Source organism: Microbulbifer sp. ABF4_148 (assembly GCF_056158985.1).
This window is the reverse complement of record NZ_JBSWUI010000001.1, coordinates 1,318,863-1,334,711: the sequence shown is the minus strand read 5'-3', so window position 1 is coordinate 1,334,711 and position 15,849 is coordinate 1,318,863. Positions and strand designations below refer to the sequence as shown.

The 15,849-nt window shown below is 57.0% G+C and carries 10 protein-coding genes; 2 read left to right on the top strand and 8 right to left on the bottom strand.

All coding sequences use genetic code 11. From position 1 onward, the window contains the following. Positions 1 to 7 precede the first annotated feature (7 nt). Positions 8 to 1,111, bottom strand: a complete 1,104-nt coding sequence (locus ACXAD0_RS05815; RefSeq protein WP_475087421.1) for an enoyl-CoA hydratase/isomerase family protein — start codon at positions 1,109 to 1,111, stop codon at positions 8 to 10. A gap of 562 nt (positions 1,112 to 1,673) precedes the next feature. On the opposite strand from ACXAD0_RS05815, the gene ettA reads away from it, so the two are divergent. Then, positions 1,674 to 3,338 (top strand): energy-dependent translational throttle protein EttA, encoded by a 1,665-nt coding sequence (gene ettA, locus ACXAD0_RS05810; protein ID WP_475087420.1) that lies wholly within the window; start codon positions 1,674 to 1,676, stop codon positions 3,336 to 3,338. A 159-nt stretch (positions 3,339 to 3,497) separates the two neighbouring features. On the opposite strand, the gene ACXAD0_RS05805 is transcribed toward ettA, so the two are convergent. The 4 genes from ACXAD0_RS05805 to ACXAD0_RS05790 form a co-directional block, all read right to left on the bottom strand. Beyond that, positions 3,498 to 3,689 carry a CDGSH iron-sulfur domain-containing protein gene (locus ACXAD0_RS05805; RefSeq protein ID WP_475090316.1) on the bottom strand — a complete coding sequence of 64 codons (192 nt, stop codon included), beginning with the start codon at positions 3,687 to 3,689 and terminating at the stop codon, positions 3,498 to 3,500. A 192-nt stretch (positions 3,690 to 3,881) separates the two neighbouring features. Continuing rightward, positions 3,882 to 6,101 carry a catalase/peroxidase HPI gene (gene katG / locus ACXAD0_RS05800; protein ID WP_475087419.1) on the bottom strand — a complete coding sequence of 740 codons (2,220 nt, stop codon included), beginning with the start codon at positions 6,099 to 6,101 and terminating at the stop codon, positions 3,882 to 3,884. A 259-nt stretch (positions 6,102 to 6,360) separates the two neighbouring features. Beyond that, the gene (locus tag ACXAD0_RS05795) at positions 6,361 to 8,235 is read right to left on the bottom strand and encodes an alpha/beta hydrolase family protein (RefSeq protein ID WP_475087418.1); all 1,875 of its coding nucleotides are present in this window, start codon (positions 8,233 to 8,235) and stop codon (positions 6,361 to 6,363) included. A 282-nt stretch (positions 8,236 to 8,517) separates the two neighbouring features. Then, a complete protein-coding gene (locus ACXAD0_RS05790; protein ID WP_475087417.1) occupies positions 8,518 to 9,750 on the bottom strand; it encodes a methyltransferase in 1,233 nt (410 codons plus the stop codon). Positions 9,751 to 9,979: 229 nt separating this feature from the next. On the opposite strand from ACXAD0_RS05790, the gene ACXAD0_RS05785 reads away from it, so the two are divergent. Continuing rightward, entirely contained in the window at positions 9,980 to 12,061 is a 2,082-nt protein-coding gene (locus tag ACXAD0_RS05785; RefSeq protein ID WP_475087416.1) for a TonB-dependent receptor, read from the top strand. 9 nt (positions 12,062 to 12,070) lie between these two features. On the opposite strand, the gene ACXAD0_RS05780 is transcribed toward ACXAD0_RS05785, so the two are convergent. The 3 genes from ACXAD0_RS05780 to ACXAD0_RS05770 are packed head-to-tail and all read right to left on the bottom strand — an operon-like array spanning position 12,071 to position 15,738. Continuing rightward, positions 12,071 to 12,871, bottom strand: a complete 801-nt coding sequence (locus tag ACXAD0_RS05780; RefSeq protein ID WP_475087415.1) for a sugar-binding protein — start codon at positions 12,869 to 12,871, stop codon at positions 12,071 to 12,073. Between the two features lie 24 nt (positions 12,872 to 12,895). Then, entirely contained in the window at positions 12,896 to 13,459 is a 564-nt protein-coding gene (locus ACXAD0_RS05775; protein WP_475087414.1) for a gluconokinase, read from the bottom strand. Then, on the bottom strand, positions 13,456 to 15,738 hold the full coding sequence (locus ACXAD0_RS05770) for a GH36-type glycosyl hydrolase domain-containing protein (RefSeq protein ID WP_475087413.1): 2,283 nt from the start codon (positions 15,736 to 15,738) through the stop codon (positions 13,456 to 13,458). Before ACXAD0_RS05770 ends, ACXAD0_RS05775 begins: the two co-directional genes overlap by 4 nt. Positions 15,739 to 15,849 lie beyond the last annotated feature (111 nt).

Below are 15,849 nucleotides of genomic sequence, written 5' to 3'. Positions count from 1 at the left end.
AGGCCCGCTACAGATCTGCCAGCGGGTTTTGTTCCCAGGGCGCTGCAAAGCAGCGCTCAATATCTTCACGGGTAACTTCTGCGAGTGTCGCCGGCTGCCATTGCGGCTGGCGATCCTTGTCGATCAGCAAGGCCCGCACCCCTTCCTTCACCTGACCGTTGCTACACATGTTTACCGCCAGTACCAGTTCCATGCGCAGGACTTCTGCCAGGGATAGATGCCGGCCGCGTCGCAACTGCTCCCACACAATCCAGGCCGTGAGTGGGCAACCCGCCTGCATCGTGGACGAAGCGCGCTGCAGCCATTTGTCATCACCGCTGTAGGCAGCAATATCGGCATAGACTTCCGGCAGGGTCGCGCCGTCGGTCAATTCCTGAATGGCGTCATAGTGATGACGCAGGTTGGATGCCGGCTGATCCGCACTCGCCATCTCCAGAGACTGCACTTGCTTGCTGACCAGCACATGGTTGTTGTCAATATCCGCAGAGAAGTCGAGTGCTGCCAAACCGTTCAGCAAGGCAGCTTTACGATCACTGGGCAACAGCCGATCCGCCATACCACAGTAAATGGCATCACTCCCATTGAACTGGGCGCCGGTCAGGCCGAGGAACAGTCCGGTACGCCCGGGCATACGGTTGAGAAACCAGCTGCCGCCTACATCGGGGAACAAACCAATGGTGATTTCCGGCATCGCCATGCGCGTAGTTTCCGTCACAATGCGATGACTGGCACCGTTCATAATGCCGATACCGCCACCCATCACAATGCCATTGCCCCACACCACGATCGGCTTCGGGTACTGATGAATGCGGTAATCGAGGCGATATTCGTGGGTAAAGAAATCGGTAATAAATTCACCGGCCCCCGGCGCGTCGTAACTGCCAGACTCCCGATGCAGGGCCACCACATCGCCACCGGCACACAGCGCCTTCTCGCCAGCCCCTTCAATCCAGATACAGGCGACACTGTCGTCATGCTCCCACGCTTCCAGCTGTAGCCACAGGCCATCAATCATTTCCCGGTTAAGGGCATTGAGGGCCTTGGGGAGGTTGAGGGTCAGTTTGCCGATCGGGCCCTGACGTTCGACGATAAGAGGCAAATCCTGGGTCATTCTGCTTCCCGCTTGTGTTATTTGCGGCAAAGTTAAACATAGATAATGGGGTTATGGCATTACCATCTCCAGCCGTAAGCGATTGTTCATTCCCAACACAGCCAGACCGGTGGCGGCGTAGCGGCGGGGGGACTCTCTTCGAAACCGCTATGCATACATCCCTGTAAGCTGCGTCGGCGACGTCCCTGTCGCCGACGCTTTCGAAGAGAGTCCCCCCGCCACTCCGCCTTAAATCCTACCAGCAGACTCCGTAGCTTATTGAAACCAACAACCCTCCAGAGAAGGCGCTGGTTTCGGGAACACTCTGCGAGACCGTCTGCGGCCAGGACGGCCGCAGCCGAGCCTCCATGGATGGGTTGAGGGGGGGGGCGCCTAGCTCGAGTCTCGCAGAGTGTTCCCGGAATCATCGCCGCCACCGAGCTGCCCGAGCATCCGTAAAGCACAACCAGCCGACCACCAACAGGCCACAATGTCCAAAAAAGGGCATTAACAATGCAGGTTGCAGTTTCCGACCAACCTGCTAACTTGCGCGCAAAATCTGATCGACTGGAATTGAGCGCTAATGGCTGAATACGTATACACAATGAACCGCGTGGGCAAGGTTGTTCCGCCCAAGCGGGAAATCCTGAAAGATATTTCCCTGTCCTTCTTTCCTGGCGCAAAAATCGGCGTACTCGGCCTGAACGGTGCGGGTAAGTCCACGCTGCTGCGGATCATGGCTGGCGTCGATCAGGACTTCAACGGTGAAGCCCGCGCCATGCCTGGCATCAAGGTGGGCTACCTGCCGCAGGAACCCCAGCTGGACCCGGGGAAAGATGTGCGCGGCAACGTCGAAGACGGCGTGCGTGAAGCCATCGATGCCCTGCAGGGCCTGGAGCAGGTCTACGCCGACTATGCCGAGCCGGACGCCGACTTCGACGCGCTGGCCAAAAAGCAGCAGCAGTTTGAAGACGTGATTCAGGCGTGGGACGCCCACAACCTGGAGCACCGTCTGGAAGTCGCTGCCGACGCGCTGCGCCTGCCGCCGTGGGATGCGGATGTCACCAAACTCTCCGGTGGTGAGAAGCGCCGTGTGGCCCTGTGTCGCCTGTTGCTGTCCCGCCCCGACATGCTGCTGCTGGACGAACCGACCAACCACCTGGATGCGGAATCCGTATTCTGGCTCGAGCGCTTCCTGCACGACTTTGATGGCACCGTGGTGGCCATTACCCACGACCGTTACTTCCTCGACAATGTTGCCGGCTGGATTCTGGAACTGGACCGCGGCCACGGTATCCCCTGGGAAGGTAACTACACCACCTGGCTGGAGCAGAAAGAGAAGCGCCTGGAGCAGGAGCAGCGTGGCGAACAGGCCCGCGCCAAAGCCATGCAAAAGGAACTCGAGTGGGCGCGCCAGAACCCCAAGGGCCGCCAGTCCAAGAACAAAGCACGCCTGTCCCGTCTGGAAGAAATGCAGTCGCAGGAATTCCAGGCCCGCAACGAGACCAACGAAATCTACATTCCGCCGGGTGAGCGCCTGGGCGATAATGTGATTGAGCTGAATAACGTGAGTAAGGCCTTTGGTGATCGCCTGCTGATCGACGACCTGTCTTTCCGTGTACCCAAGGGTGCGATCGTGGGTATCGTCGGCGGTAACGGCGCCGGTAAGTCCACCCTGTTCCGCATGATCAACGGCGCCGAGCAGCCGGATTCCGGTGAGATCAAAATCGGCGAGACCGTGCAGATCGCCAGCGTCGACCAGAGCCGCGAAAACCTCGACGATAACAAGACCGTGTGGGAAGCCGTATCCGACGGCCACGACATGATCAAAATCAACAACTACGAGGTGGGTTCACGCAACTACATCGGTCGCTTTAACTTCAAGGGTAGTGACCAGCAGAAGCGTGTCGGCGAACTCTCCGGTGGTGAGCGCGGCCGCCTGCACTTGGCATATACCCTGAAGCAGGGCGCCAACGTACTACTGCTCGACGAACCCTCGAACGACCTCGATATCGAAACCCTGCGCGCCCTGGAAGAAGCCCTGCTGAGTTTCCCCGGCTGCGCCATGGTAATTTCGCACGACCGCTGGTTCCTCGACCGTGTTGCCACCCACATCCTCGCATACGAGGGAGACAGCAACGTGGTGTTCTTTGAAGGGAACTACACCGAGTACCACGAAGACTTTGTAGAGCGTATGGGCTCCGATGCAACACCGCACCGCATGCAGTACAAAAAGCTCAAGACCTGATCCCTTTCGGGACTTGACCTTCTGACCAAGCAAAAAAGCCAGCCCCAAGGGGCTGGCTTTTTTCATTGCACGATTCATCTCTATACGAAGTAAACGATGCACAACGGCGGGCCGAAGCGGCCGCTGCAGTTACCGGCGTCGCATAGAAGACACTACCCCTCAGGTTTTATGACTTCCATCGCATAGCGGTGGCGTGCCTGTCTGCTTACAGCCGCAGAAGAAGACTTTTTTGCTTTCGGTTGCTTCATATTTTACCGGGCTAAAGTCACTGCCCTTGTGGGACCCATCACAGAAGGGCTGGCTCTCACTTTTTCCACAGGCGCACCAGAAATAGCACTCTCCCGCCGTCACTTCTACGGCATATGGGGTGTCGGATGCTCGCTTTGGATCAGTCACTGGTCACGCTCCTCTATTCGGGCCCATTCGGTGCCATGCTCTATAAGCGTAGCCATATTCGCGCTTGCTGAGACTCTAATACCAATCGAATAGTCGTCCAATAAAGAGGGCGGCCAATGGCCGCCCTCTTCCGGTTTCCTGTGAACCTTATCCTTTCAGGTCAAAGCGATCCAGGGTCATCACTTTGTGCCACGCTTCAACAAAATCCTGCACAAACTGCTGGCCATTATCATCTGCCGCGTAAAATTCGGCGACGGCGCGCAACTCAGAGTTGGAACCAAACACGAGGTCTACCGGCGTCGCTGTCCACTTCACGGCATTGCCATCGCGATCACGCCCCTCATACAGACCTTCCTGCGTTGTGGATTTGCGCCACTGAGTGGACATGTCCAACAGATTCACGAAGAAATCATTGCTGAGGGTACCCGGACGATCGGTGAAGACACCATGCTTTACATCACTGTGGTTGGCACCCATGGTGCGCAGGCCACCGATGAGAACGGTCATTTCCGGAACGCTAAGGGTCAGCAGGTTGGCGCTGTCGATCAGCATATCCACCGGTGCCAAATGCGCTTCGCTGCTGTAGTAGTTCCGGAACCCATCTGCATTGCGCTCCAGGAAGGCGACAGACTGCACATCAGTCTGCGACTGCAGGGCATCGTTGCGGCCCGGTGCAAACGGTACGCTAACGTCATAGCCGGCATCTTGCGCCGCCTGTTCGATGGCCGCTGCACCGCCCAGCACAATAATGTCGGCCAGCGAAACCTGCTTGCCACCACGTGCGCTGCGGTTGAAGTCCTGCTGGACCTTTTCCAGTCGTGCCAACACTGCTTCGAGCTCTACCGGGTTGTTCACCGCCCAGTCACGCTGGGGTGCCAGGCGGAGGCGTGCGCCATTGGCACCACCGCGCATATCGGTACCACGGAAGGTGGCTGCAGATGCCCAGGCGGTACGGACCAGTTGCGGGATGGTCAGGCCGGTCTCGAGAATATCGGCTTTCAGGGCCTTGATATCGGCACGATCAATCAGCTGATAGTCCACCGCCGGAATGGGATCCTGCCAAACCAATACCTCTTCCGGCACTTCCTCACCCAGGTAGCGGGCACGCGGGCCGAGATCGCGGTGAGTCAGCTTGAACCAGGCCTTGGAGAAAGCCAGCTGAAATTCCTCGGGATTCTTTTGGAACCGCTCGGAGATCTTGCGATATTCAGGGTCGAAGCGGAGTGACAAGTCTGTGGTAAACATCATGGGCGCATGGCGCTTGCCAGGAATATGCGCATCCGGGACAAACTGTGCCTGGTCGGCATTTTCCGGCTCCCACTGGGTATGTCCCGCGGGGCTCTTGGTTTTTACCCATTCAAAACCAAACAGGTTGTCCAGGAACTGAGTACTCCAGGCAATCGGGTTCGCTGACCAGGCTCCTTCGAGACCACTGGTGACGGTGTCCTCGGCATTGCCTTTACCGCAGTTGTTCTTCCAGCCAAACCCCTGCGCCTCCAATGGCGCCCCCGCAGGCGCGGCCTCCAGGCACTTCTCGGGTTTGTGAGCGCCATGCGCCTTGCCAAAGGTATGGCCGCCGGCGATCAGCGCCACCGTTTCTTCGTCATTCATGGCCATGCGGCCGAAGGTTTCCCGAATGCGCTCTGCGGCAGCCCGCGGATCGGGATTACCGTTGGGACCTTCCGGGTTAACGTAGATCAACCCCATCTGGACTGCCGCCAGAGGCTTCTCCAGCTTGTTGCCATCGTAACGTTTGTCGGCGCCGAGCCATTCACGCTCGGACCCCCAGTACACCACGTCGGCCTCCCAGTCGTCCTCACGGCCGCCGGCAAAACCAAAGGTTTCAAAACCCATGGACTCCAGCGAGACATTACCGGCCAGCACCATCAGGTCTGCCCAGGAAATTTTATTGCCGTACTTTTGCTTGACGGGCCACAGCAGACGACGGGCCTTGTCGAGATTGCCATTGTCCGGCCAGCTATTGAGAGGCTCGAAACGCTGCTGGCCTCCACCTGCACCTCCGCGCCCATCATAGACGCGATAAGTACCGGCGCTATGCCACGCCATGCGGATAAAGAATGGACCGTAGTGTCCGTAGTCGGCCGGCCACCAGTCCTGGGAAGTTGTCAGTACTGTTTCAATGTCTGCCTTGACTGCATCGAGGTCGAGACTCAGGAATGCCTCAGCATAGTCAAAGTCTTCGGCCATCGGACTCGACTTTTCTGCATGCAGGCGCAGCGGCTGCAGGTCCACCATTTTTGGCCACCAGTCGGTGTTGGACATCGCAGAGGAAGATGGGGCTGCATTGGTATGTAGTGAAACGGCCGTCGCGAGTGCGACGGCAAAGGGAAGGGCTTTCTTAAGCATCACCAGGCGCTCCTTGTTCGCCAACTAAAGTACAGACAGACCTTATTCGGCGACGCCTACCACAGGAAATTAATCCTGCTTATGGCGCTGATAGCGAACCTGATTTTTTATTTCAACGATTAGAAAATACTAACAGCCTGATAAATTCACTTTATCGGCAATGCTACTTCCACACACAAATAATACAGACGATGACGGAAACACGGAGCGGTCTATTTGCCGCCCCGGGCTCCTTCAGACACAAAGGACTCGCGTCCAATTAATTGCCTATTTGCTCGTCGACAAAGGAGAGCATAGCTTCCAGTGCCTGCATACGGGTATTAGCGTTCTCGAGATAATGTGTCTCTTTTTCGAGTTCGACCAGCTTGACCTTCTTTTTTGCCTTTTTGAGTTTTTTATACATGTCTTTGGATTGTGAGAACGGCACAACCTGGTCATATTCTCCGTGGATCAGCAGAACCGGCGCCGCAAAGTCGCTCGCATACTCAGCCGGGGAAACGTCCTTCAGCCGCTGCTTGCCCGCGTCGCCATCACCGATGGAATCCTTCCAGTATGACACCACCCAGTGGTCATCGCCGTGCTGACGCTCCTCCTGGTAGAGCATGTCCCGTACGTCGGCCACCCCGTTGACTGAGACAACGCAGCGATAGAGTTCCGGTGTAAATGCGCCGCCTGCCAATGCTGCATAGCCCCCATAGCTGGAACCAACGATACATGTCCGATTGGCATCCACCATCCCCTGCTTGATGAGCAGCTGCAATGCGTCGGTAAGGTCGTCCTGCATCTTCCTACCCCACTCGCCGTCGCCAGCCTCACGATGTGCGTAACCGAACCCGGTCGAACCGCGGAATTGAGGCTGGATAACAAGGTAACCTCTATCGGCAAACGCCTGCGCTTGCCAGTCGAACGCCACGCGGTCATAGGCCGCCGGTCCACCATGCGGCATCATAATCGCCGGTAGTTGGCTCATGTCCTCTATGCGATCTCGCGGGATCGTCAGCAACAGGGGAATCGTCAGGCCATCACGTGACTTGAAACGGGTTTTCGCGATCGGGTGGATCATGTCTGAACCGATACCCGGACGGGCACTGGCCAGCAGAAGCGGAGCATCGTCACCGGAGACCTTAAGATACTCGCCGGAGACCTGGGATCCCTCGACATACACGATCATGTCGGACCAGCTCGCCGTCCAGTCTGCCAGAGACACGGAGTGCTCGGGGTACTGCGCCTGAACATTCTCCATCCGCTGCTGCAATTCGGGATCAACAAAGCGATAGGACGGTGTAAAACCAGAGTAGCGCACGCCCCACACGATGCGATCAAGCCCCATAAAGGTCTCCTCGATATCCGCATCCTCTCGGCCCCAGCCCGCGTTCGCAATTTCGCCGTCTGCCAGAGAGAGGGTGAAGAAGTCTTCACGATCCGTATCGGAATTGATCGCCTGGAATACCAGGGACTGGCGATCCGGCATCAATCCGATCACAGAAATATTCGGGATCTCGGTTTCTTCGCTGTAAATTTCTATCCACTCATCGCCCTGTTTAGACAGGATACGGTGCATATTCGATTTATTGTTGAAGATCTCGTGAACAACCACTTCACCGTTTTCGTTCAGCAGGAAGTCAACCGAGTGATCTGTACCCTTGAAATGTACCTTGGGGAAACGCGGTGCATCCAGCTCTACGCGCATCAGGGAAAAGCGCGGAGAATGGTCAGTTTTGCTATCCGGTACATAGGCGGGCATATAGGCGTACTTCTTATCCGGTGACAGGCCGGAAATCCTGCCCACAGCCGTTTGCCCCATATAGATCTTGTTACCCGGGGTCAGCAACTGCTGGATCTTGTTATTTTTCAGGTTTAAGGAAAAGGCAAGACTTACATCGTGCTTGTCGCCGCGGAAACCATACAGCTTGCGCATCTTCGAAGCGACAAAAATCAGCTGCTCGTCTGAAGCGAAGTACATCCGGCGCGGGCGGATTTCATTCAGGTCAACAGATCCAACCAGCTTGCCCTTTGCGAGGGAATACACCACGGCAATATCACGTCCCTGCTGCACCATGCGGTAGGCAATCATGTCTCCTTTTGGCGACACCGTCATCATGCTGACACCAGGCAGAGCACCATAGTCTTCCACCGTCAATTTCGCCGCGGCAGTGAGAGGCAAGAAGCTGAAAATGGAAACAATGACGACCAAAAGGCGAGAGCGGCAGCCAGTGGCATACCTCCCAAATACAGAGAAAAAGCTTGAATAAATATTAATCATCTCTAGAGATCTGTTTTGTTTTTTGTTCTGTGCAGTTGGCATGCAGATACTGAAAAATTTGCAAGCCGCCCGCTGCCGAAGGTTTGGTAACACTTCAGGCAGCGAGCACATCATACCAGAGAGACAAAATTCAGCACCCGCCCACACAGAAGCTTAGAGTGTTGAGCGGCTTCTTTCCGCCTGAATAAGGATATTTCTTGGCGTCAGCGTACGCTCACAAAATTCCGCCAACGCCACAGATGCGCCAAGCTCTTCCAGATAGAGCGCGCGATCCAAAACCAGCCAAAGTTCCAACGGTCTGCGGAACAAGTGTGTAACCAGTTCCATCCTTCGCAGCCGATGGACGCGCGCCCTACCCGCCTCCAGCCAGCGCTGCTCGTCTATCTCTGGCGGCAGCGCAATCTCGCGACGTGCCGCGGCCCAGCGCGAGAACTCCGTAAAACTACCCGAGAGCTTCTTTTTCTGTACGTTGGGTACCGTCAGGTATTCATCCCTACAACGTACTTCACGCTGCAATTCATCGAAGGCCATGCGGTACAGAAGCTCCTGGTTGCGATGCCTGCGCACACTGGCACCGGCAGTCACGGTCTCCTGCAACGGTAAATGCAGATCGTCACGGGTGAGCTGTAGCTGCCCTGCTAGGGCGGCCTTGGAAAGCGGGTGAAACACATCATCGCGGATCAAGTGATAGCAGCAAGGGGAGATACTCAGGCGACGTCCACCGGTCTCTGACCAGAGGCGCATCAACGTCGTGTGCAAATCGCCGCAGGCATGCAGTGCGACGGCATCTCTGTCAGGCGTCACCCAGTCGCTCGCCGCGGGGGAAAACGCATCGCACTCGACAAACTCCACCGGTGCATTGGCGCGCTGCGCCAACTCATGCCCCTCACCGCACAACTGCGGCTGCCATTCAAGGCTGGTGACGTTGCGATGATCACAAGCAGCAAATAGCCGTCCGAGGTGGCCCTTGCCCGCACACCATTCCAACAACGGGGCATCACTGGGCGGCTGCGCGGCAGCAAACGCGAGCACCTGCTGCCACTTGCGCCCGGGCACACCATGATCGAGTCGCTCGGGCGGACAGATGGTGCGAGGCGTCACCCGCGGGAGCCTGGCGAGTCGCTGGATCTCGCACAGGTCTGGTACCCAGCTCTGGAAAAACTCGACCGCTGCGACCGGGTCACTCTCCAGCTGGCTGACCTGCACATCGGTGAGCTGATCGAGGGCACGGCACAGCGCGGGTTGGGTTGCCGCCCAGTACCAGTCACGGTAGTGGAATGGCCGGAACTGCCACCGGTGACGGTTGTGGGCCAAAAGTCGATCGAGCTGCCGAAACCGCTGGCCCAGCTCTCCGATACCCACTGACATGACCACCTCGCTACTCATTCACAACCCAACAGACATCTGCAGAAGTTTACTGTGCGTATTTACTGAATCGAAAGGTGGCGCAGTGTACCATCCACAAAGCTCTGAACAGGCCCTTCGATTGATAGGCTAAGGAGCTCTTGCGCCAGCAGGGAGAAACCCGGCCTCGCAACCGATTGCTTGTCGTTGCCCAGGACGCCTTTAGATACAAGACCTGAAGCCTCTTCAGGACATCCAGTACAGCAAGTTCATGACCACCAAAACCATGCCCATTACCAGACCCACATTCCTGCTTGGCACCCTACTCTGCAGTGCCTTCGTACAAGCAGAACAGCTTCCAGAGACACTGGAAACCATTTCTGTGACCGCCGGGCGAGACGTCGTTTCCAATCATCGCTCCCTCCTGAACGCGGTCTATCTGGATCAGGAAACAGCGGAACTGATCGGTCATCAACATATCCAGGAGGCGCTCAATCGACTTCCCGGCGTCAATATTGCGAAGGGCAACGGGCAAGAGTACCTTCCTTCGCTTCGCTCACCGGTGTTAACCGGAGCGGGAGCCTGCGGCAGCATACTGACGGCGATCGACGGTATACCCGCGCGCGCCGCCGGGTTCTGCAATATTAATGAGCTGTTCGATACCCCGCACGAACTGGGCGGGGACGTCGAGGTGATCCGTGGAGCCGGGTCGGTGCTATATGGTTCCAATGCCATGAGTGGCGTCATCAATGTGCGATCACCGCAGGTGAGTGATAGCGCCTTTGGCGGCTTTGGCCTGGAAGTGGGCGCCAATGATTATCACCGGCTGACGCTCACTTCCAACCGCCCAGCCGAACTGCCAGCGCGACTGGATTTACTCGTGGCAGAGGACGGGGGATACCGGGATCAGTCCGGTTACCAGCAACAAAAGATGCGCTTCAAGCATGACGCCACATGGGGGAAATTTAATTTCTCGACGACAGTCAATGCCGCCAACCTCAATCAGGAAACGGCGGGCTACATTGTGGGGCAGGACGCGTATCGCTCCGAAGCAGCCAGCCGGGAAAACCCCAATCCGGAGGCATACCGCGATGCCGACTCTCTGCGCCTCGCCACCCAGATTGACTGGGCCAGTAGTGAAGATAGCAAGATCTTTGTAACCCCGTATTTCCGCTATACCAGCATGGCCTTCCTGCAGCATTTTTTACCGGGCACGCCCCTAGAGGAAAACGGTCATAAAAGCCTCGGTGTGCAAAGCGTCTACGTACGAAGCCTTTCTCCGACACTGGAAGTGAGCTACGGCCTGGATGCAGAAATCACCGATGGATTCCTGAAGCAGACACAGGCGGAACCCACGGTCGGTTCAGCATTTCTGGTGGAGACCATCCCGGCCGGCAAACAGTACGACTATGAAGTACAGGCAGCTTCAGTCAGCACCTTTGCGCACCTGTCCTGGATGCCGACCGACTACGCGACGCTCTACTTCGGCGCGCGAATTGAAACCACCCGCTACGACTACAACAACCGCATGGCGGATGGGCGCGTACGGGAAGACGGCACCGAATGTGGGTTTGGAGGCTGCCGTTACAGCCGGCCTGCCGATGACGAAAACCGCTTTACCAATGTATCCCCGAAACTGGGGCTCAATATTGCGGTGTCAGACAATTCAGAAATTTTCGCCAACCTTGCCCACGGATACAGGCCACCCCAGGCGACCGAGCTATACCGTTTACAGCGCGCACAAACCGTCACTGACCTGGACTCAGAATCTCAGGTGGGGGGTGAAATTGGCTATCGCTATACCCATGACGGGCTCGCCGTTGAATTCACCGGCTACGGGCTGGAGAAGGAAAATGTGATCTATCGGGACGCAGACTTTTTCAACATTGCAGACGGCAAAATCAGCAGTCAGGGGGCCGAGGCGGCGTTCAGCATGGATTTCGATGAGCATTGGTACACCCGCGCCGCGCTCAACTATGGGAAGCACCAGTACAAGGATAATCGCATTCTGGGGAATGCCAGTATTTACAACAACGCGGTCGATTCCGCCCCGACCGTCTTCGGCAATGCTTCACTCGGCTATCGCCTGGAGAATGGCGGGAAGATTGAACTGGAGTGGATCAACCAGGGCGACTACTACCTCGAACCGGAAAACCTGTATTCCTACGAAGGCCACGACCTGCTGAACCTGTATTCCAGCTTCTCTCTCGCGTCAGTCACGCTATCACTCAAAGTCCTGAACCTGACTGACGAGCGTTATGCGGAAAGAGCGGACTTCAGCAGTTTCTCGGGCTACCGGTACTTCCCTGGCACCCCGAGATCTGTCTATGCCGGTATTCAGCTGAGCTACTGATCGACGGCTTTATTCTGCAAGGGTCAGTCGTCCAAACACACTGGCATCCACCCAGCCCCAGTTACGCCCGTGAGGGGCGCGTTCTGCGATCGGGTGGCTGCCCATAAAGTGTTCCCGATCACCACCGTCGGCATCGATGTAGGCCGCCATAAAGCCCACTTCATCTCCCGCTTTTAATCGAATGGCGGGACTGCCCGACTGCGGCAGCCAGTCTTCACTGAACAGCGCGATACGCATTTCCCAGACAATCGGATAGGGAGATTCCGCACTGCGACGCCACACCGACTGCACATGGTCGTTATACAGTTGCGGCCCTACTTTACCGTGCTGGTCAGGGCCGATATCAACTACCTGATTGTCGATACCCACATGGTAGGCAAACGCGTTGTATTCCTGCTCGGGTTTAGCATCGGGGCCGCCATGGATGCCGCCAGAAGCATCGGGGTCGACAAAGATTTCAAGCGTATCGTCATCCCACCAGCGCTCTAAAGGGTTGGGGTAGGTATCGGAAAAATGATCGTCCTGAATCTCTGCAAGCAAATACAGGTAGCCCTCGGTCCATACCACTTTCAGGCGACCTGAATAGTCTTTGGCATCCGGCATCCCGCTGGCGGTGTTATCAATCAACATTTGATCGAGTGACATCCACGTGGCGCTTTCCCAGATTGCCTCTGTTGCCATACCGTCAACCGTCGGCGCCACCCGCGCGTGTGGCACGGTATAGGCGTATGTCGACGCGCTGGCGAACAGGCAACCTGCTACGACGCCACGGATCAAATTGCCTGTTTTGGGGAAGCTTGGTAAACACATAATCAGTCCAGTTAGTTTTCAATATCAGGTCGAAGGCCCGGAAGAGAGCCAGCCAGAAAGCGCGTCATCGAGGTGCTCCCCTGCATTCTCCAGCAACTCAGAGAGTGTCTGCTGCACGCGCAGCACAACCACATCTGGCTCATTGGCAGGATCCTCCAGATCGGCAAACTGGCTCGACAGTAAACTTGAAGGCATAAAGTGTCCGGAGCGATTTTCCATCCGCGCCTGAATCACTGCATGCTCACCATGCAGAAACAGGAACCGCGTTTGAAAGCCCAGCGCACGATAGCGATCACGATGCGCGTACCGCAGGCAGGAGTTGGACATTACCACCCCCCGGCCACGTGCCAGTGCGTCGACCAGGTGCGCACAGATACTATCGATCCATGGAGCACGCATGCATTCATCGAGCGGATGACCGGCCGCCATATGCGCACGGTTTTCCGCAGAGTGAAAGTCATCCGCCTCGACAAAATCCAGCCCATAGATATCCGCCAGCGCACCGGCCAGGGTGGTCTTGCCACTACCACTGACGCCACAACAGATGATCAGGGGAGGATGACGCACAGGATTGATGTCCTCTTTCACGTGCGAACACCCGGAACAAATACCTCGAGGTGATAGCGCCTTCCCGACTCGATATCCGCTACTTGCGGTTCGGAGAGTAAATCGCCATCGAGCTGGCAACGGATGTCCTGCAATCCCGGCTCCCGCGTGACGGTCACGTCGAACGTCGCCCCGCGAAACTCGCGGCGTATTTTTGCTGTCTGCCAGCTATCTGGCAACTGCGGATGAATCTTCAGGCCGCCGCGGGTGCCCCGCAGGCCGAACAGGTCCTCAACCACAACACGGTAAAGCCATGCTGCGGTGCCCGTGTTGAACAGATGGCTCGAACGACCAGCATGTTCCGGGAACTGATGGTAGGCCCCGCGATAGTAGTTGGGCACAAACACAGGGAGCTGACCGCGACGTAGCAAGTCGTCATGCTCCGGTCCCGGCAACATCTGCCTCAGTACCGCATATGCCTCATTCGCAAAGCCCTGCCGAAACAGTCCGTGCACATAAAAAATAGCGGCATGATTGTAGATCGAACCGTTTTCCGCCGTCCCGGGATACTTCTGCGTGACCCGACCAATGTCTTCGCGCATGCCGGTATACGCCGGCGATAGCATCATCGTACCAAAGGGGGTCGACAATTCCTTGTCGATGGCGGCCAGTAAACTGCGTCGCTGCTGGTCATCCGGTATATCTGCCATCAGCGCCCAGCTTTGTGGGTTCAGGAAGATCCTCCCTTCCGGATCATCGGCAATACCGAAGGGCTGTCCATCGTCAGTGATCCCGCGTGCGTACCAGCGACCATCCCACAGGTGCTCGTTAGCCGCGGCTTCGAGGGTTGCGGTATTGCGCAGGAACACCTGTGCCTGCTCATCGTACCCGGCGGCCGCACAGATCTTCGCCCAAACACCCATCGCATGGGCAGCGGCGATGGTGAGCCAACCCGACACCCCCTTGCCCCGGTACCCCACCATATTCATCGGGTCACACCAGTCACCCTGACCGATAAACAGGAGATCGCGCTCGTCTCGCTGACGGTACAGCCAGTGCAGGGCGTTCGTCACCCGATCGAAGACACTCAGTGACTCACCTTCGCCGGACCAGGGCGCTACGGGCTCGCTCAACAGCCCATAGTCGTCCGTCTCATCGAGATAGGCCTGCAGGCAAACGGGCAGCCACACGCAGTGGTCCGTGTGTGGTACCTGATTGATGTACTTCAGTTCCGCGGCGCGGGACAGCAGGATACCATCCGGCATGGCACCGCTATGCTCCTGCTGGGACAGCGCATGCAGAAACGCTTTCCGCGATGTGGCCGGAGCGATATAGCTCATCCCCATATGGTCCTGCAGGAAATTGCGTGTCTGCGGGTCAGTGGTCAGCCGGTTGACATCACCATGGTAAAACACCTGCCGCGGCAGCCAGTGGTTCACGAAGTGATCCAGACTCTCTTCCTCCGTGGTGATGTTGGCGCACCCTGTCCCGCTGGACTGGTAGCTCTCGTAGCGATCCAGCGCTTTTGCAAACTGACTCGCCCCTAAATAGGTTTCGCGCAAAAGTTCAATCTGTTGACGATCCCTCGCCGGACCGAACAGGAAACGATATTCCTGTGTCTCGCCTGCCGTCAGTCCGAGGGAATACTGCAGCGCAGCAACCGGGGTCTCATAGCGGGCGGTGCCGCATTCCAGCCGGGCGCTTTCAAGCGCAGACGGCGCATGCAGGCCGCCCTCGCCTTCAAAAACTTCGCGGCGAGTCTCATACGCCAATGGTTTCTGGTCTGCGAGAAAAAATGTGGAGTCACACAGGTCGCGGTTGCGGAAATAGTCCTCCACTTTCTGATAGGGCGTTACCGAGGATGCAACCACACCGCCCAGTACCTCATCGTACTCGGCGGATTGGTTCATCCAGCTCATATAGCCAACGGGAAAGTACGGGTAGACCGATAGTGTGCGTGAGCGATCGGTAAGATTAGTCACTGCCAGGCTCCACAGTTCCAGCGCTGCATCCTCCGGCAATGACAATGTCAGCAGGAACTCAATGCCGGCCTTCTCGATCCGCCACTGGATGTCGCCACGGCCCACCGAGAAATTAAACTGGTCCAGTGCAACACGGCAGGGTTCATAAGGCAGGGAAAATAGTGCGCCGTCCTCTTCGTCGCGCACATAAAAGAAGCGGCCCGGATGATGCGCATAGTAGGGCTGCTCCGGCTGCATAAATGTCTTGGCTTCCAGCGCAGGCCCATACGCATAGCGTGTCGGCTCAGGCTGCAGATGCTGCGCCACGGCAAAACCACGACAATTCATTTGAACCATCATCTGACGATTCCACAAAAAGCCGGCCGCTTTTGGCATGCTGACCGGGCACAACAAATCGACCCGGCCGTCCTCTCGACATGTTACAAATTTCGACAACTCTAATATTCCTCA